Source organism: Ventrimonas sp. (assembly GCF_048380235.1).
In the GTDB taxonomy this organism is placed as follows: Bacteria; Bacillota; Clostridia; order Lachnospirales; family Lachnospiraceae; genus Brotaphodocola.
The window spans coordinates 1-16,624 of record NZ_DBFCCJ010000017.1 but is presented as its reverse complement, the minus strand read 5'-3'; the positions used below and the strand labels follow the sequence as shown (position 1 = coordinate 16,624).

The 16,624-nt window shown below is 46.7% G+C and carries 19 protein-coding genes and 1 other annotated feature; of the genes, 4 read left to right on the top strand and 15 right to left on the bottom strand.

All coding sequences use genetic code 11. The features are described from left to right. Positions 1-85 precede the first annotated feature (85 nt). Positions 86-307 carry a chorion class high-cysteine HCB protein 13 gene (locus ACMP1L_RS02475; protein ID WP_118733092.1) on the top strand — a complete coding sequence of 74 codons (222 nt, stop codon included), beginning with the start codon at positions 86-88 and terminating at the stop codon, positions 305-307. A 69-nt stretch (positions 308-376) separates the two neighbouring features. Here the strand turns inward: ACMP1L_RS02475 and ACMP1L_RS02470 are convergent, their stop codons facing one another. Beyond that, positions 377-526, bottom strand: a complete 150-nt coding sequence (locus ACMP1L_RS02470; RefSeq protein WP_177304230.1) for a hypothetical protein — start codon at positions 524-526, stop codon at positions 377-379. A 166-nt stretch (positions 527-692) separates the two neighbouring features. Between ACMP1L_RS02470 and ACMP1L_RS02465 the strand changes: the two genes are divergently transcribed. Both ACMP1L_RS02465 and ACMP1L_RS02460 read left to right on the top strand, forming a co-directional pair. Next, positions 693-1,022 (top strand): hypothetical protein, encoded by a 330-nt coding sequence (locus tag ACMP1L_RS02465; RefSeq protein ID WP_118733093.1) that lies wholly within the window; start codon positions 693-695, stop codon positions 1,020-1,022. After that, a complete protein-coding gene (locus ACMP1L_RS02460) occupies positions 1,019-1,306 on the top strand; it encodes a hypothetical protein (protein WP_177304229.1) in 288 nt (95 codons plus the stop codon). Before ACMP1L_RS02465 ends, ACMP1L_RS02460 begins: the two co-directional genes overlap by 4 nt. A 20-nt stretch (positions 1,307-1,326) precedes the next feature. Here the strand turns inward: ACMP1L_RS02460 and leuS are convergent, their stop codons facing one another. The 11 genes from leuS to ACMP1L_RS02405 form a co-directional block, all read right to left on the bottom strand. Next, positions 1,327-3,741 carry a leucine--tRNA ligase gene (leuS, locus tag ACMP1L_RS02455; RefSeq protein WP_373244639.1) on the bottom strand — a complete coding sequence of 805 codons (2,415 nt, stop codon included), beginning with the start codon at positions 3,739-3,741 and terminating at the stop codon, positions 1,327-1,329. A gap of 51 nt (positions 3,742-3,792) precedes the next feature. After that, positions 3,793-4,033 (bottom strand) — a binding site (T-box leader). Between the two features lie 69 nt (positions 4,034-4,102). Beyond that, a complete protein-coding gene (dapF, locus tag ACMP1L_RS02450) occupies positions 4,103-4,924 on the bottom strand; it encodes a diaminopimelate epimerase (RefSeq protein WP_118733097.1) in 822 nt (273 codons plus the stop codon). A 67-nt stretch (positions 4,925-4,991) separates the two neighbouring features. Then, the gene (locus tag ACMP1L_RS02445) at positions 4,992-5,534 is read right to left on the bottom strand and encodes an ANTAR domain-containing response regulator (RefSeq protein ID WP_118533376.1); all 543 of its coding nucleotides are present in this window, start codon (positions 5,532-5,534) and stop codon (positions 4,992-4,994) included. Positions 5,535-5,584: 50 nt separating this feature from the next. Beyond that, positions 5,585-6,925: a type I glutamate--ammonia ligase gene (gene glnA, locus ACMP1L_RS02440; protein WP_118733098.1), complete on the bottom strand. Its 1,341-nt coding sequence runs from the start codon at positions 6,923-6,925 to the stop codon at positions 5,585-5,587. Between the two features lie 183 nt (positions 6,926-7,108). Next, positions 7,109-8,194 carry an SIS domain-containing protein gene (locus tag ACMP1L_RS02435; RefSeq protein ID WP_418451919.1) on the bottom strand — a complete coding sequence of 362 codons (1,086 nt, stop codon included), beginning with the start codon at positions 8,192-8,194 and terminating at the stop codon, positions 7,109-7,111. A 34-nt stretch (positions 8,195-8,228) separates the two neighbouring features. Beyond that, positions 8,229-8,951 (bottom strand): N-acetylmannosamine-6-phosphate 2-epimerase, encoded by a 723-nt coding sequence (locus ACMP1L_RS02430; RefSeq protein ID WP_118733100.1) that lies wholly within the window; start codon positions 8,949-8,951, stop codon positions 8,229-8,231. 34 nt (positions 8,952-8,985) lie between these two features. Continuing rightward, positions 8,986-9,804, bottom strand: a complete 819-nt coding sequence (locus ACMP1L_RS02425) for a PTS system mannose/fructose/sorbose family transporter subunit IID (RefSeq protein ID WP_118533384.1) — start codon at positions 9,802-9,804, stop codon at positions 8,986-8,988. 2 nt (positions 9,805-9,806) lie between these two features. Next, positions 9,807-10,574, bottom strand: a complete 768-nt coding sequence (locus tag ACMP1L_RS02420; RefSeq protein WP_118533386.1) for a PTS mannose/fructose/sorbose/N-acetylgalactosamine transporter subunit IIC — start codon at positions 10,572-10,574, stop codon at positions 9,807-9,809. A gap of 12 nt (positions 10,575-10,586) precedes the next feature. After that, positions 10,587-11,084: a PTS sugar transporter subunit IIB gene (locus ACMP1L_RS02415; protein WP_418451918.1), complete on the bottom strand. Its 498-nt coding sequence runs from the start codon at positions 11,082-11,084 to the stop codon at positions 10,587-10,589. 36 nt (positions 11,085-11,120) lie between these two features. Beyond that, positions 11,121-11,534, bottom strand: coding sequence for a PTS sugar transporter subunit IIA (locus ACMP1L_RS02410; protein ID WP_418451917.1), 414 nt, complete (start codon positions 11,532-11,534; stop codon positions 11,121-11,123). Then, positions 11,531-12,637 carry an SIS domain-containing protein gene (locus tag ACMP1L_RS02405; protein ID WP_418451916.1) on the bottom strand — a complete coding sequence of 369 codons (1,107 nt, stop codon included), beginning with the start codon at positions 12,635-12,637 and terminating at the stop codon, positions 11,531-11,533. The genes ACMP1L_RS02410 and ACMP1L_RS02405 overlap by 4 nt, the downstream gene beginning before the upstream one ends. A 250-nt stretch (positions 12,638-12,887) precedes the next feature. Here ACMP1L_RS02405 and ACMP1L_RS02400 point away from each other — a divergent pair, with 250 nt between their 5' ends. Then, a complete protein-coding gene (locus ACMP1L_RS02400) occupies positions 12,888-13,622 on the top strand; it encodes a GntR family transcriptional regulator (RefSeq protein ID WP_418451915.1) in 735 nt (244 codons plus the stop codon). 146 nt (positions 13,623-13,768) lie between these two features. Here the strand turns inward: ACMP1L_RS02400 and ACMP1L_RS02395 are convergent, their stop codons facing one another. From ACMP1L_RS02395 to ACMP1L_RS02385, 3 genes are all read right to left on the bottom strand, one after another. Then, entirely contained in the window at positions 13,769-15,628 is a 1,860-nt protein-coding gene (locus tag ACMP1L_RS02395) for a heavy metal translocating P-type ATPase (RefSeq protein WP_418451914.1), read from the bottom strand. Positions 15,629-15,647: 19 nt separating this feature from the next. Then, entirely contained in the window at positions 15,648-15,872 is a 225-nt protein-coding gene (locus tag ACMP1L_RS02390; RefSeq protein ID WP_177304224.1) for a cation transporter, read from the bottom strand. Positions 15,873-15,958: 86 nt separating this feature from the next. Continuing rightward, a complete protein-coding gene (locus ACMP1L_RS02385; protein WP_118533400.1) occupies positions 15,959-16,345 on the bottom strand; it encodes an ArsR/SmtB family transcription factor in 387 nt (128 codons plus the stop codon). Between the last annotated feature and the right edge of the window lie 279 nt (positions 16,346-16,624).

The window sequence follows — 16,624 nt, the reverse complement described above, 5'->3', positions numbered from 1 at the left end:
GGAACATTCTTTTTCAAAAAGCGGAAACACTGACAGGCCGCCGTTCATATGATGGATTGTAAATATCTTTTCGGAGGTTTTTCATATGAGCGATCTGGCTGCTACAAACTGCGGATGCGGATGTGACTGCAATTCAGGAGGAAACGGCTGCAACATCATCTGGCTGATCCTGATTTTGTGCTGCTGCGGCGGCAACGGTTTTGGTTCCGGATGTGGATGCGAACATAATAACAGCTGTAACTGGATCTGGATCATTCTGCTGTTATGCTGCTGCGGCGGCAACAGTGGATGCGGCAGCTTCTGTTAAACAGTGCAGATACGCAAAACTCCCCCTCACAGACTGAGGGGGAGTTTTTTCTATCTATAGCATCCGATTTCAGGAGTCTGCCTCCTCCGTTTCTCGCTTTTCCATTTTTCCAATCCGCTTATCCGTTTCCGCGTGTGAGCTTTCCCGGCAGAGACATGCCTCACATTCCTCATCGATCTCATATACCGCATTTCCATCTATGACCAGTCTTGTTTTCATGTTACCTCGCTCCTGTCGCCGTTTTTCTTTGAGGCCGCTATGCAGACAGTAACACGCAGCCTTCTTTACGGCATTTCGTCTTACACTTTATACTATGCGCGCCAACCGCAGCATGATATGAACCGCCCCCGCATATACTGTTTCAAAAAGAACAAGGATCCCTTCCATGAAGGAAAAGAATGAAAACCAGTTCAAGCTGACGGACTTTGATTATCTGACTGCTGATCCGAAGCTTCAGATGCTGAAAGCAGCAATCCCCTATCTTCCGGTTTCCCAGCAGCGTGCAGTCTCTCTCCTGGTTAAGATACAGGAGCTGCAGCGTGCCCAGTCTCTCTTTGACGGCGAGGAGATTTCTGCCATGGGTCTTTCTCCCTCCACGCCAAAGCCCGCTACCCCCATACAGCTTCTGCAGATTATCAAGCCCTATGCCGGTCCAAGAGAACGGGAAATGATTGAGATGCTGGAAAACTTTCAGATCATGAAGGAGGTATTATGAATCCAGACGAATGGAAAAATGATCCGAGACTGGCCGGGATGGATCCGGTCAAACTTCAGTACATAGAAAAAATCGCGGCACAGATTTCTGCCCGGTCGAAATCCGAATTGCTGCCTGCCCTGCTCTCACTTCAGGCCGATGCCCGGAAAAATCATATCACCTTCACTGACCAGGAAACAGCTCTCCTGATCTCCATCATCACCTCCGGCATGCCGCCGGATGAAAAGAAAAAGGTAGAAATGCTTCATTTTTTCGCAAAAAAGCTGGCTGCCAGGTCTTCCTGACAGCCAGCCATATTCATATATTACTTGCAGACAATGTTGATAATCTTGCCCGGTACATAAATCTCTTTCACGATCGTTCCGGTGATCTTGTCAGCCACAGCCTCTTTTGCTGCTGCAAGGGCAACATCCCTGGAGGCATCTGCCGGGATGGTCACAACGCCTCTTGCCTTGCCGTTGACCTGAACACCGATCTGGATCTCATCGTCCTTCATGGCTTCTTCATCGCACTCCGGCCACTGGGTATGGAACACACTGCCGGTTCCGCCAAGCTGCTGCCAGATTTCCTCACCGATATGCGGTGCGAACGGAGCAAGCAGGACGGTAAAGGTTTTTAAGGTCTCTTTGTCGATGCCGCCGGTCTTCTTAGCCAGCTCGATCAGCTTGTTGTTGTACTCCATGAAGCCGGATACAACGGTATTTAAGCTGAACTGGTTGAAGCGCTGCTCAATGTCAAATACCAGCTTGTGGCGCAGGCGGACCATTTCTTTTGTCTCTGCGATATCTTTGTCCTTGCTATCCTGAACCAGGTTCCAGAAACGGCTTAAGAAGCGAGAAACGCCTTCAATGCCGCGGTCATCCCACTCTGCGTCCAGCTCCGGCGGTCCTACAAACAGCTCATACATTCTCAGAGCATCACAGCCATAATCTCTTACAAGGTCATCCGGGGAAACCACGTTTCCTTTGGATTTACTCATCTTGATGCCGTTCTTGCCATTGATCATGCCCTGGTTGAACAGCTTCTTGAACGGCTCATCAAAGTCTACCACTCCGATATCGTGCAGGAACTTCGTGTAAAAACGGGAGTACAGAAGATGCAGGACTGCGTGCTCTACGCCGCCGATGTACATATCAACCGGCAGATATTTGTCAGCCTTCTCTCTGGAAACCAGTTCTTTGTCGTTGTGGTTGTCCACATAACGCAAGAAGTACCAGGAAGAACCTGCCCACTGCGGCATGGTGTTGGTCTCTCTCTTTGCCGGGCCGCCGCACTGCGGGCACTTGCAGTTTACCCACTCGTCAATTGCAGCCAGCGGTGATTCGCCGGTACCGGTCGGCTGGTAGCTTTCGACCTCCGGGAGACGTAACGGAAGCTCTTCCTCCGGAACAGCCACGTTGCCGCATTTCGGACAATGTACGATCGGGATCGGCTCGCCCCAGTAACGCTGTCTGGAGAATACCCAGTCACGAAGCTTATAGTTGACGGTCTTCTTGCCAAAGCCCATCTTCTCGATCATAGCCGGAGCCTCTTTCTTTAATACAGAAGACTCCATGCCATTCCAGTCACCGGAATTGATCATGGTACCGACTGCCTCGGTGTAAGCCTCGGTCATATTCTCAATTTCTTTTCCATCCTTTGCGATAACCTGGATGATCGGAATATTGAATTTCTTTGCAAACTCAAAGTCACGGTCATCATGTGCCGGTACGCACATGATCGCACCGGTACCATAATCTGCCAGTACATAGTCAGACAGCCAGATCGGAACCTTTGCGCCATTTAACGGGTTGATGGCATAGCTTCCGGTAAATACGCCGGTCTTTTCCTTATCCTGCATACGGTCCACATTAGAACGCATGGAGGAATCAAAGATATATTTTTCAACAGCCTCTCTGGTCTCGTCAGTTGCAAGGCTCTTAGCCAGAGCATGCTCCGGAGCCAGTACCATAAAGGTTGCGCCGTGCAGAGTATCCGGGCGGGTAGTGTAAACGGTGATCTTCTCATCTCTTCCCTCGACCTGGAAATCCACCTCGGCACCGTAGGATTTGCCGATCCACTCGCTCTGCATCTTCTTAACCTTTTCCGGCCAGTCCAGCTTGTCCAGGTCGTTTAACAGGCGGTCTGCGTAAGCGGTGATCTTTAACATCCACTGACGCAGGTTCTTCTTGGTAACCGGAGAACCGCAGCGCTCGCAGCAGCCGTTTACTACTTCCTCGTTTGCCAGACCGGTTTTACAGGACGGACACCAGTTGATCGGGAACTCTTTCTCATAAGCCAGGCCTTTTTTAAACATCTGTACAAAGATCCACTGGGTCCATTTATAGAATTCCGGATCGGTGGTATTCACTTCCATATCCCAGTCATAAATAGCTGCGATCTCGTTGATCTGGCGCTTAATGTTCTTGATATTCTCAGCGGTAGATTTTGCCGGATGCACACCCATTTTGATTGCATAGTTCTCTGCCGGAAGGCCGAATGCATCCCAGCCCATCGGATGAATGACATAATGACCCTTTAACATCTGGTAACGGCTCCATACGTCAGAGATCACATAACCTCTCCAGTGACCTACATGAAGTCCGCTTCCGGACGGATATGGGAACATATCCAGACAGTAATATTTCGGTTTTTTGCCATCATTGACATTGATCGGGTTCTGAGCCCAGTTTTCACGCCACTTTTTCTCAATAGCGCTATGGTTGTAACTTGCCATGATTCTTCCTCCTGATTGCAATTTAAGAAATAAAAAACCTGCATCCCTGATATTGTCAGAGACGCAGGATATTCTTCCACTTTTTGCTCCTTGCGCGGTACCACTCTGCTTCATGCGTTCGCATGCGCTTGATTCCGATAACGGTGGATATCCGTCCCGGCCTACTTACTGCTTTAAAAATGTGTTCGGCGGGCTGCTCCAAGACCAGTTTCTGCGCACGCTGTTGCTGCCTCGCACCATCCGACAGCTCTCTGAAAACCTCATCACGCATACTTTCTCTTTTCATCGCATTTAAGATTGTATATTACCACTGCTTTTTAATCTAGCATAATTGGAAATCCGTGTCAAGGGGTGGATTTTAGATTCAATTTTTCTCTTCATACTGTGTCAGGTCGATCTCACCGGTAAAAACCTCCACAGCCGGACCGGTCATATAGACATGCCCGCTCTCACGGTCCCAGGTAATCTCCAGATTTCCGCCGATCAGCTGCACCTCCACGGTGTTTTCCACCAGGCCCAGCATCATGCTGGCCACAGCACTGGCCGTTGCACCGGTCCCGCAGGCCCAGGTCTCGCCGCTGCCCCGCTCCCACACACGCATCTGCAGGTGTCTGCGGTCAATAACCCGGATAAACTCGCTGTTGACGCGGTCCGGAAAGCGCTCGTGCATCTCGAAAGCCGGACCGATTTTTTCCAGATCCAGACTGTCTACATCATCCACATAATAAACGGCATGCGGGTTTCCAACATCAATTCCGGTAAACTCAAGTTTTTTTCCATCCACCTGGATTTTCTCCGGCAGCTCACTGGTCAGCTGCGGAATGCCCATATCAACTTTTACGGTTTTCACTTTTCCGCCTTCTATCCTCATATCCAGATATTTGATGCCGCCAAGAGTTTCAACCGAAATCTGCGGCTTGTCAACAATACCGTGATCGTAAGCATATTTTCCCACGCAGCGGATACCGTTGCCGCACATGCTGCCCTCACTTCCATCCTCATTGAACATCCGCATGCGGCAGTCTGCCACCTCGGACGGGCAGATGAGGATCAGGCCGTCTGACCCGATTCCAAAATGACGTTCACTCACAAGCTGCGCTACGCGCGCCGGATCCTCCACATGCTCCTCAAAACAATTGACATAGACGTAATCGTTTCCGATTCCCTGCATTTTTGTAAATTTCATAAACCGCTCCATTTCTATATTTGTTTACGTTACCTGTATTGCTGATTTATTCCATGATACCTTCACCCTACATCAGACTGATGACCATCTGGGCTGTCTCATACATATTGGTTCCGCTGTCCATGCTACATTTCTGTATGTACCGGTGTGCTTCCTCCTCCGTCATGCTGTTGCGCTCCATGAGAAGTGCCTTGGCCTGATCAATAACAGCGCGCTCCTTCTCATTTCTCTGCTTCGGCTGCTGGCGCAGCTTCTTTTTTCTTCTCGCCTGGGCCTGCACGATCATCTCCAGGGTTCCCACCAGATCATGTACCTTTAATGGCATGGGCAGGCACACCACATCCTGTGGTGCGTCCGCAGACCACTTATTTGGAGACGCGATCATCAGCATGGCATTCTCCGCGCTCATACATTCCCTCAGTTCCGAGTACAGCATATCTGTCAGACGATAGCCACACACTACGATCCCTCCATTTAAATCTTCCATCTGGGAAAGAACCTGTGCTCCGGATGTGCAGACAGCGACCACCTCAAACCCGTTTTTCATCAATATGTTTTTTATGCTTTTTGCGTCTTCCGGCTTAGAAAATGCCACAATAATATTTGCCAAAACGCTCACCTCCGGGTTTTGATATCAGGGAACTTCTGAAAACTGCTCCGCTAGAACTTGTACAGGTATTCCTGCACTTCCCAGTCCGTTACTTCCGCGCGAAACTTCTTCCACTCTGCACTCTTTGCTTCCAGATACTTCGTGTAAATATGATCTCCGAGCACCTCTCTTGCGAATGTGCTGCCCTCAAAAGCTTCCAGGGCCTCACCCATGGTCTGAGGAAGCTGTTCAATCCCCAGAGTGCGGATTTCTTCATCTGTCATGGCAAATACATTGCAGTCCACACTGGCCGGAGGTGTCATTTCTTTTTTAATGCCGTCCAGACCTGCTGCCAGGCAGGCTGCCAGTGCCAGATACGGGTTTACTGCGGAATCCGGGCAGCGCAGTTCGATGCGGGTGCTGTCTTCCCCGCGGGAACTCGGAATACGGATCAGTGCGCTGCGGTTTGCATGGGCAGACCATGCCACGCAGACCGGCGCATCATACCCAGGGACCAGACGCTTATAGGAGTTGACCAGAGGATTGGTGAGCAGGGTGATCTCCCGGATATGTGCCAGGATCCCTGCCATAAACTGATACGCCACCTTACTCAGACCAAGACTGTCATTGTCATCTACGAACAGATTTTTTCCACGGGCATCAGCCAGAGACATGTTGATGTGCATGCCGGAGCCGTTCATGCCTGCCTTCGGCTTCGGCATGAAGGTTGCGTGAAGACCATGGCGCTTTGCGATGGTCTTTACAGCCATCTTGAAGGTCATAATGTTGTCTGCCGCAGCCAGTCCCTCCGTGTACTCCAGATCGATCTCATGCTGGGCCGGAGATAATTCGTGGTGGGATGCCTCCACCTCAATGTCCATATCCTCCAGATTCAGAACGATATCGCGGCGTACATTCTCAGCCAGGTCGATGGGACCCACATCAAAATAGCTGGCGTTCTCGTGGGTATTGGTGGTCGGGCGTCCTTCCTCATCTGTATGGAATAAAAAGAACTCACACTCCGGTCCCACGTGGAACTCATAGCCCATATCCGCAGCCTCTTTCAGAACCTTCTTTAACACATAACGCGGATCGCCTTCAAATGGCTCGCCGTTTGGATGGTATACGTCACACATCAGGCGTGCCACCTTGCCCTGCTGCGGTCTCCATGGAAAAATTGCAAAGGTATCCAGGTCCGGATACAGGTACATATCGGATTCCTCAATGCGCACAAAGCCTTCAATTGCGGAACCGTCAAACATGCAGCGGTTATTCAATGCCTTTTCCAGCTGTCCTGCCGTGATCGCCACATTTTTCAGCATTCCAAAAATATCTGTAAACTGAAGACGGATAAACTCCACATCCTCTTCCTCCGTCATACGGATGATATCTTTTTTCGTATATCTGCTCATGTCAATCTCCTTCCATACTGTAATGAGATATATCATTCATATTATAATAAAAAAACAAGAGCGTCAAGAAAGCTCCTCGCGAAGCTTTCCTGAAACGCCCTTGTTCCATCATGTTACTGATGATAGCAGTTTCATCATTTTTTGTCAACTGATGTCAACTACGTTTCACGATATCATTTTCACTTAGTAGGTATAACTTCCCATTTTTTTATGGAAATTTGGATCGCTGGAAATATTGCAGTCAATTCCAAGATCCAGGGAAAGCTTGCGTGCAATTACCTGCAATGGGACAACATACTCCATGGATGCAAAATACGGATCATTCTGGAACGGATAAACAAAATTTTCTTTGCTCTCCTGCTCTTTTTCCGAAGTCACCATATAATTATGAGCGTGGTCTCTTTCCCCAAAGTACTTCATCATATTGACCATCCGCTGGTAATGTTTTCCCGGACACCCCAGATACAGAAGATACGTATCCTGGTCAATAGAATGATATACTCCGTGCATAAATTCTTCCATTTCATAGCCAACTACGCTGTAGCGGACTGCCTCCAGAATCTTTAAGGTTCCTTCCAGCATTGCGCTCATGCAGGATTCATATCCAAGCACAATCAAGCGCCGGCATTTTTTCAAATTCTCTGCATTCTCTCGGTACCAGGCCCATGCACGCTCTGCGATATCCGGGATCTGATCGGATGTATCCAGCATCCGTTTTTCCAGATCCTGCTTTTCTTTCTCCTCAATTTTCTCATTCTGTACTGCAAGTTTCAATCCCAGCATTGCGATGGTTGCGATAGAACCAATATATCCCTTTGTCTTTGGTCCTGCAAATTCATCTCCGATTTCAATATAAACACAACAATCTGCATGCTCCGTAATCGGCCGCTCCCTCTCGGCCGTCATAGCTATGGTCAGAAAGCCAAGTTCACGCGCCTTGTCCAGGGCCCGTATTGTGCTGCTGCTTCTTCCTGCATGAGACACACCAATCACCAGAGTATTCGGATTAAAAACCTGTTCATTATCAACAAACTCCATCGGATACATATTGATTACTTTTACGCCGAGTTTGTCTTCTACAATTTTCTTTGCAGCTACAGATGCGTGATAACTGGTTCCAGATCCCAGAATATAAATCTGCTCAAAATTTTTTTCTTTACAGTAATTCAAAGCCTGTTCAAAAATTGTATCCTGATTTTCTACAATATTTCTCACTGCTGCTTTTGACTCCAGAATATAATCATACATGTCCCATTCTCTATATTCCATTTTATACTCCCCTTATTCTACTATTCTCTGCTGTCTATTCATGAAATCTGGCAAGTGCCCGCGCAAATCTCTTTGCTGTAATATGTGGTCTGGTAATTGCATTTCCAACAACAACAGCATGAGCTCCCATATACAGGCATTGAACTGCAATCTCCGGTGTTGATACCTTTCCTTCCATAATTACCTTTGTATCAGTTCCTTTCACCGCATCTACAATATCCCTTAACAGGATATAATCCGGCGCGTCCTTAATTTCCAGTTTGTCAAAGCATCCAGCTTTTGTATATCCATATAATGTAGGAGCAACAAAATCCGCTCCATAAGAAGCTGCAATCCGAGCATCTTCTGCAGTAGCAACATCTGCAAAGATCAGGGCATCCGGAATATGTTCTTTCACTTCCCTGATGGTCTCGTAAGCCAATTTTCCATCATCCCGGTAATGATTCGTTGCCTGAATCGCAATAATCTCAGCACCTGCATCCCATACTGCCTGCGCAGCTTCCAGACTTGGAGTCAGATACACATCCTTGATATTGCGGTCAATTTTCCAGATGCCAATAATTGGCAGGTCTACCTTCGCCTTGATGGCCCGGATATCATCCGGAGAATTCACACGAAGACCAACTGCACCAGCCCATTTTGCGCATTCCGCATACATGGTTGTGATCCCAGGCATATAATGTGGTTCACTCGGTACAGCCTGGCAGGAAACAATCAGTCCATCTTTTAAACTGTCAATCAATTCTTTCTTTTCCATTTTTCACACCTGTCTTTCCAAAAATTGAATAGTATCATAAAATTCCAAGAGCTACAGCAATGATGCCAAAGAGCAGCAGACCGATCATAATCACAGTTCCAGATACACGTTTCTTTAAAAGCTTATAGCAAATAAATACTAACAGCATTGGAAGAAGTTTCGGACATACCTGATCAATCATATCCTGCAGGACAATCTCAGCCCCATTGATGTTCAGCACAGTGGCAATGTCACATTTTACCATGGCCGGAATCATGGCTCCGATCACAACAAGTCCCATAATTCTGGCTGATTCCGTCAATTTCTGCAGAGTTCCATCCTCTGAAATCTGAGTCAGGAATGTGCTACCTCCCTCGTAGCCAATCTTAAAACCAAAACGGCGGACAACTTCAGATGGTATCACATTAATCAGAAAATACAAAAGAGGTCCAATAAAGTTTCCGGCTACAGCCAGCGGAGCTGCAATACCGGCACCAATCACGCGAAACGTTCCCCAGAAGAAACTGTCACCGATACCAGCCAGCGGTCCCATCAAAGCAGCCTTAACCGATGTAATGGATGACGGATCATATTCCCCCGGTTCCGCACTGGCATTTTGCTCTTCCATTGCGCAGGAAATGCCGATGATGAACGGGCTTGGAGTGGTCGCGCAATTGTAAAATTCCAAATGGCGTTTGACTGCTGACTTCATTTCTTCCGGATTATCTTTGTAAAGTTCTTTCAAAGCTGGCATCATGGTCCATGCATATCCAGTCGACATCTGACGTTCATAGTTAAAGCATCCAAGAAGCTGATAATGACGGTTAAATACCTTTTTTAATGTTTTTGAACTTAATTTCTTTTCTTCCCCCATGCCTATAACTCCTCACTTTCATCTGAATTTACAGTTGCTGTATGTCCCATATTGCCAGACAGCATAAAGTATAAGACTGCGAATACCACACCAAATATTGCAGCACCAATGGTACTTACATTTAAGAATGCAGCAAGGGCAAACCCAAGGAACAGAAACGCTCCAAACTTTTTATCCCATGTCATCTGAATCAGCATAGCAACACCAAGTGCCGGAAGCAGGTTGCCCGACTGCCCAAGACCTTTCTGAATAATCTCCGGGATATTGCTTACCAGCTTTGTGATCAGATCGGAGCCAATCATAAACCCGATGAATACCATGGAAAATTTAAAAATAAAATACAGTGCAGATCCCATCCAGTTTGAAATTTCTACTCCGCGGTAATCACCTTTCTCCGCGCATGCATCTGCACGATGTGCAAAAGCAGTATTCAGAATGCAGACACCGATTGCTCCGACCTGAGCCAGAAGAGAAATTGGAATAGCCAGCGCCAGTGTCGTTTCATAAGTTGCTCCTGTCTTGATGGCCAATGCCGTAGCCAATGCGGAACCAACTACTACATCCGGTGGTGTGGATGTTCCAATACCAACAAGACCCATCCACACCAGTTCCAGTGAGCCACCTACCATAAGGCCTGTCACCGGATCTCCAAGAATCACACCAACCAGTGGTCCAATGATGATCGGACGGTCCAGCATATGCTGGCCTCCAATTCTGGATTCCATATACACAAGTGCTGCTACTAATGCTACCAAAAATCCCTGAATCATAACATATCCCTCCTACTTGCCGAAAATTTTCTCAATGTCTTTAAATTCCATCCGTTCCCTGGTCGGAGTAATCTGTGCAAAAATCTCCACGCCTCTGTCTGCCATCTTTTTGGCAAACCGAAATTCCTCCTCCGTCATAAACACCTGAGGCAATGTTGCTATGTAGGTTTCTCCCTCCTTTTTGTTTACTCCTGCCGTTCCGACATTCAGATGTCCGAAACCAGCAGTGCGTTCATAAATATAAGCCGCATCTTTGACTGTTTCCGTTACAAGAAAAATTTTCTTTTTGTCATTGATTGGATTATTCAGTGCTTTGATAGAGTCATCCAGAGATTTGATTACAAGATTCACCCCCGCCGGCTTTGCCATTTTCATCGTCATGGCTTTAAAGGAATCTTTCGCAGCCACATTGTTGGCCACCAGAATCGTCTGAGGCTGCAAATGGGATGTCCAGGACACCGCCACCATTCCATGAATCAGCCTATCATCTGCCCTTACCATAATAATCATACGCATTCCCTCCTACTTTTTATCTTATTTATCTCATTACAATTCCTCTTCACCGCCCGCTTCTTCCTGCCGGACAAAATCATTGACATATACAATCTGTTCTCTTGCATTGACAACGCTGTTCCGAATCTGCTCCGCGGTTATTCCATCTGGCATAAAGGTCAGTTCAATCAGAAGTGGAAGATTTATCCCTGTAATCAGCTGATAAGAAAATTCCTGCATCAGCCTTGTTGCCACCTGATTGACACTTCCTCCCATGATATCGCTAAGAACAATCACATTCTCGCCCTTTACCTTTTCCAGTGCAGTCCGAAACTCTTTTTCAAATTCCTGCGACTCCACATAAGCATTAATAAACTGAACATTCTCCAAATCTGATTTAAAAAACCTCACAACATCTGCAAATCCTCCTGCCAGTGTTGCATGTGTTACAATAATGAACTGGTTCATGACTGTTCCTCCATATAAATATGCGCAAATGCTTTTCTATTCTTGGGACGTTTTGCTGTATCGATACCCACTGCAATACAATTTCTCGCAGCCATAATCTGAAACGGAAGCGTAAAAACAAGTGGGCTTAATTCTGCCGGAATCGGTGCATAAAAGCATAAATCTTTTTCTTTCATTTTCATCTCATTCGCAGTGATTACAAAAACATGTTCTGTAATGTGATTCTCCTCAAAGAATTGAATGAACCGTGGTACCCGCTCCAATTCTTTTTCTTCGGAGGCGACAAGAAAAACATAAGTATCTTCATCAAATGCCATCTGTGGACCATGGATCATTTCTTCCATTTCATATCCACGTACTGGATGTTTAAACGTCTCAAACAGCTTCAATTCTGCCTCAATGGCCGTACAGTAATTCAGGCCATAGGCGGCAACACAGCCCTTTCTCATGTTAAGAAGCTCTTTCTGATTTGCCAAATACCATTTCTCTGTCTGCTCCATAATTTCCGGATAATGTTCCAGAAATTCTGCTGTTCTGGTGATCCGCAATTCGAAATCTGTATCATCCAGTTTTTTTCTGGAATGTGCAACTTCCAATGCTGTCAGATACCCTTGAAGCAATGTTACACTATATCCTCTCGTCTCAACCGGAATTTCTTCCTTTCCGCACGTCAGCTTTACAACTCGATCGACCTCTCTGGTAATCAGACTTTCTGTTGCCTCAGTGATGGCAACTGTATAGTACCCTTCCTGTTTCGCCTTTTTCATGGCCTCAATGGTTGATACGCTGGTGCCTGACTGAGAAATACCGACCACCAATATCTCATCTTGATTGTATATACAATTTCGATTAATTTTCGCGTGGTTCGTAAATACTGTAGGAATCATCACTTCTGCTTCCACAGGAAGATACATTTCCAGATACTGTTTAATTGCCGTTGCGGCATTGTAACTGGTTCCAGAACCCAGAAGATAGATTTTCCGAATATCACGTTCCTGAAAAATTTGACAAAACGGATTACAATAAACTGCTCTGTTTTCAAATGTGGCCTTCAAGGCACGCCCCTGGTCCTGAATATAACCAATCATGCTTGGTGTCTCCATAATTTCCTCCTGTTCATTTTGTTGCGTTTTTGCAAATATCTTTTCTATTATTCGTCATTTTATACTTTGTATATACATATATTACTACATTATTTTGATAAAATCAATACTTTCCTCGTTTATTTGTATATATTTTCATCAGTATTTTCTAATATATTTCATATTCAAACTTCATTTTCTTTACTAAATGTGATATACTGACTATATGTATAGATCAATATCAATGAACAGACAAAAGGAATGTGATGTTATGCAGAAAACAGCAAAATACAAACAGATTGAAGATTATATCAAGCAGGAAATTTCCAGAAAGAATTTGCAGATTGGCGATCAGATTATGACAGAAGAACAGCTTTGCCAACGTTTTAATTTTTCCCGAATGACCATCAATAAAGCATTAAACCATCTAAGCGCACTCGGATATATTGAACGAATTCCAGGTCGCGGCAGCTTCGTTACTGCCCCACATATTCAAAAAGAAAATCTCGGCACCGGTTCCAGTTTCACAGAGGATATGAAGAGCATTGGACTGAAAGCAGGGGCCAGGCTTTTATCCTACGAGCTGCTCCGTGCCGATGATATCCCTACAATTGCCAAAAAGCTGGAACTGAGCGGAAATGATTTCATTCATTATTTTGTCCGTTTACGCACAGGAAATGATAAGCCCATCGCAATCAGCTACACCTATGTTTCGGCCAAAATCATTCCTGCCATCAATGTCGATTGTCTGAATGCATCCTTTTATGAATTTGTTGATTCACTTGGTCTGGAACGTGAATTAAAACAACTGGAACTGAAAGCAACGCTTCCAACAGACCGGCAAAAAGAACTTCTAGCAGCCAATAACATTGCGTTGCTTTGTTCGGCCCACATCACATATACTCATATTGATGGACATTTGCATCCTTATGAATATATCGAAACTTATTATAACGGTGATATTTACACTTATACATATAATGTTACAAAACAAAACAGAATATAAAAATGCCTGTTCTGTATACCGCCCCGGAACTTCTATTGTCTGCACTACAAAAAATAACGACAATCAGTACTAACTGGAAAAGCCAGTTTTTTAGGCTTTATCAGCCATCTTCTGATTGTCGTTTATTATTATTTGTTTTGTAATTGTTATTTTTTGTAGCTCAGTGCACGGATCGCATTCAGGATGGCCAGCACAGAAACTCCGACATCTCCAAACACTGCCGCCCACATAGTCGCGCAGCCAAATGCTACCAGGATCAGAACCGCGATCTTGACCGCAATCGCAAAGATGATGTTCTGCTTTACGATACGCACCGTCTTTCTGGCAATGCAGATCGCATCCACGATCTTGGACGGTTCATCCTCCATGATGACCACATCCGCAGCCTCAACGGCTGCGTCAGAACCAATACCGCCCATGGCAATGCCTACATCCGCGCGGGCCAGAACCGGAGCATCATTGATGCCGTCACCCACAAAAGCCAGGGTCTTTCCCTCTGGCTTTTCTGCCAGCAGCTGCTCCACCTTGGCTACCTTGTCACCCGGAAGCAGATTGCCGAATACATGGGTAATGCCGATAGACTCCGCAACCTTCTTTCCAACCTCTTCCTTATCTCCGGTCAGCATCACCAGTCTGCTCACGCCTTGCTTTTTCAGACCTGCCAGCATGGCCGGAACGTCCGGACGCACACTGTCGGAAATGACGATAGAACCCAGGTAAGTGGTTCCCTCTGCCAGATACAGGGTAGTTCCCAGTACTGCCGCAGGCGTGCTTACGGTAACACCCTGCCGGTCCATCAGCTTCTGATTCCCGATGTAGATCTCCTTCCACTCACCATTTATCTGAACCTGTGCATGAATGCCGTGACCGGAAATCTCTTCCACCCGGCCAATGCGGCCGGTATCAGCTTCTTTTCCATATGCCTGCTTCACAGACTGTGCGATCGGATGATTGGAATTGTGTTCGCCAAGCGCCGCCAGCTCCAGAAGTTCTTCCCTGCTTCCCTGTACCGGTGAAACATCAGTTACCTCAAATTTACCGGTAGTCAGGGTTCCCGTCTTATCAAAGACAGCTGTATCCAGGCTTCCCATAGCCTCCAGATAGTTGCTGCCCTTCATAAGAATACCATGTCTGGAAGCTGCCCCCAGACCGCCAAAAAAGCTTAACGGCACGGAAATCACCAGTGCACACGGACAGGACACAACCAGGAAACTGCAGGCGCGATAGATCCAGGTGCTCCATCCGCCGAGGATCAGCGGCGGAACCACAGCAAGCATCGCCGCCAGGATTACCACAGCCGGAGTGTATACACGGGCAAAGCGGGTGATGAAAGCCTCCGCCTTTGCCTTCCTGGAGCTTGCATTTTCTACCAGCTCCAGGATCTTTGCCACAGTAGAATCGTCAAACAGTCTGGTGGTCTGCACCTTCAAAAGGCCTGTCAGGTTGATGGAACCGCTCACAATGTTCTCCCCTGCTTCCACCTCAACCGGCACAGATTCGCCCGTCAATGCCTTTGTATCCAGTGTGGATCTTCCCTCCAGGACAATGCCGTCTAACGGCACCTTTTCGCCCGGTCGGATGACAATGGTGTCGCCGATTTCCACCTCGTAAGGATCTACCTGCTCTTCTTCTCCGTCCCGAAGAAGATTGGCATATTCCGGGTTGATATCCATCAAATCGGTGATGGATTTTCTGGATTTGTTGACCGCATAATCATTGAACAGCTCACCAATCTGGTAAAACAGCATGACTGCCACGGCTTCTTCCAGAGAACCAATGGCAAACGCGCCGAGCGTTGCAATGGTCATCAGAAAGTTTTCATCAAACACCTGGCCGTTTTTTAAGTTACGACAGGCTCTCAGCGGAATATCATACCCCGCTGCCAGATAGGAAAGCACAAACGGGATCCACGCCCAGAATGTTTTTTTCTCCAGCATCATGGCGACAATAAAGAAAACAGCACTGCCCACAAGACGGGCCACCATTTTTTTCTGCTTCTTGGTCATAGAAAATACCTTTCCGGCACTAGCGAAGCACCTTAAATTCTGCCTCCGGCTCAACCTTTGCAGCTACAGCTCTTGCAGCCTCAACCAGCTCATCTTCTCTTCCGTCTTCCACTTCCATGATGAGACGCTGGGTCATAAAGCTTAAGCTCGCACTGTTCACACCATCTAATTTCTTAACGCCTTCCTCAATCTTTGCAGCACAGTTTGCGCAGCATAAGCCCTCTAATTTGATGATCTTCTTCATGATATTCTCTCCTTTTACTTTTTAATGTGCTCCGTGCCATGCTGACGCAGAGTTTTTATTCCCATTCACAGCTTCCCGGCAGAATTTTACTCGCTGATATGCTCCATGCCCTGAGCCAGAATCGTCTGGATGTGGGCATCTGCCAGCTTATAAAATACGGTTTTTCCGTCCCTCCGGAAAGACACCAGACGCATCTGCTTTAAGACTCTGAGCTGATGGGAAATAGCGGACTGGCCCATCTGCAAAAGCGTTGCAATATCGCAGACACACATTTCCGACTGGCTGAGCACATACAAAATCTTGATCCGGGTGGAGTCTCCAAATATCTTAAAAAACTCCGACAGATCCAGAAGCTGCTGCTCGTCCGGCATCACACCTTCTACCTTTTCCACGATTTCCTCATGGACATGCATGAACTCACAGGAACCATCTTCCACTTCCTGCTCAATCTGGATTTTTTCCGCCTCTGTCATAGCACTCCTCCGTTTCTTTATGTGAACATCTATTCATATGTTTATATTACCATATCATACAATCTTGTCAAGAGCATACACAAACATTTCTAAAATTGCAATATTGAGACGTAACCACATAAGGTCCGAAGGTTCGGTCAGACTATACAGAATAAGCAGATGCTGTGAAATTTTGTACTTCATTCGCTCCGCCGCCTATTGCCAGACCTGCGAGCAAAACTCGCGTGCTCTGCACGCTCAGACAATGCTCTCCGGTCTGGCGCTATGCTCGCTCATGAA

Bases quoted from the DNA above. Each gene is read 5' to 3' on its own strand.
- ACMP1L_RS02475 (WP_118733092.1), top strand. From the start codon at position 86: ATGAGCGATCTGGCTGCTACAAACTGCGGATGCGGATGTGACTGCAAT.
- ACMP1L_RS02410 (WP_418451917.1), bottom strand. From the start codon at position 11,534: ATGAACCAGTTCATTATTGTAACACATGCAACACTGGCAGGAGGATTT.
- ACMP1L_RS02460 (WP_177304229.1), top strand. From the start codon at position 1,019: ATGAATCCAGACGAATGGAAAAATGATCCGAGACTGGCCGGGATGGAT.
- dapF (WP_118733097.1), bottom strand. From the start codon at position 4,924: ATGAAATTTACAAAAATGCAGGGAATCGGAAACGATTACGTCTATGTC.
- glnA (WP_118733098.1), bottom strand. From the start codon at position 6,925: ATGAGCAGATATACGAAAAAAGATATCATCCGTATGACGGAGGAAGAG.
- ACMP1L_RS02430 (WP_118733100.1), bottom strand. From the start codon at position 8,951: ATGGAAAAGAAAGAATTGATTGACAGTTTAAAAGATGGACTGATTGTT.
- ACMP1L_RS02390 (WP_177304224.1), bottom strand. From the start codon at position 15,872: ATGAAGAAGATCATCAAATTAGAGGGCTTATGCTGCGCAAACTGTGCT.
- ACMP1L_RS02415 (WP_418451918.1), bottom strand. From the start codon at position 11,084: ATGATTATTATGGTAAGGGCAGATGATAGGCTGATTCATGGAATGGTG.
- ACMP1L_RS02400 (WP_418451915.1), top strand. From the start codon at position 12,888: ATGCAGAAAACAGCAAAATACAAACAGATTGAAGATTATATCAAGCAG.
- ACMP1L_RS02405 (WP_418451916.1), bottom strand. From the start codon at position 12,637: ATGGAGACACCAAGCATGATTGGTTATATTCAGGACCAGGGGCGTGCC.
- ACMP1L_RS02385 (WP_118533400.1), bottom strand. From the start codon at position 16,345: ATGACAGAGGCGGAAAAAATCCAGATTGAGCAGGAAGTGGAAGATGGT.
- ACMP1L_RS02395 (WP_418451914.1), bottom strand. From the start codon at position 15,628: ATGACCAAGAAGCAGAAAAAAATGGTGGCCCGTCTTGTGGGCAGTGCT.
- ACMP1L_RS02435 (WP_418451919.1), bottom strand. From the start codon at position 8,194: ATGGAATATAGAGAATGGGACATGTATGATTATATTCTGGAGTCAAAA.
- ACMP1L_RS02425 (WP_118533384.1), bottom strand. From the start codon at position 9,804: ATGGGGGAAGAAAAGAAATTAAGTTCAAAAACATTAAAAAAGGTATTT.
- ACMP1L_RS02465 (WP_118733093.1), top strand. From the start codon at position 693: ATGAAGGAAAAGAATGAAAACCAGTTCAAGCTGACGGACTTTGATTAT.
- ACMP1L_RS02470 (WP_177304230.1), bottom strand. From the start codon at position 526: ATGAAAACAAGACTGGTCATAGATGGAAATGCGGTATATGAGATCGAT.
- ACMP1L_RS02420 (WP_118533386.1), bottom strand. From the start codon at position 10,574: ATGATTCAGGGATTTTTGGTAGCATTAGTAGCAGCACTTGTGTATATG.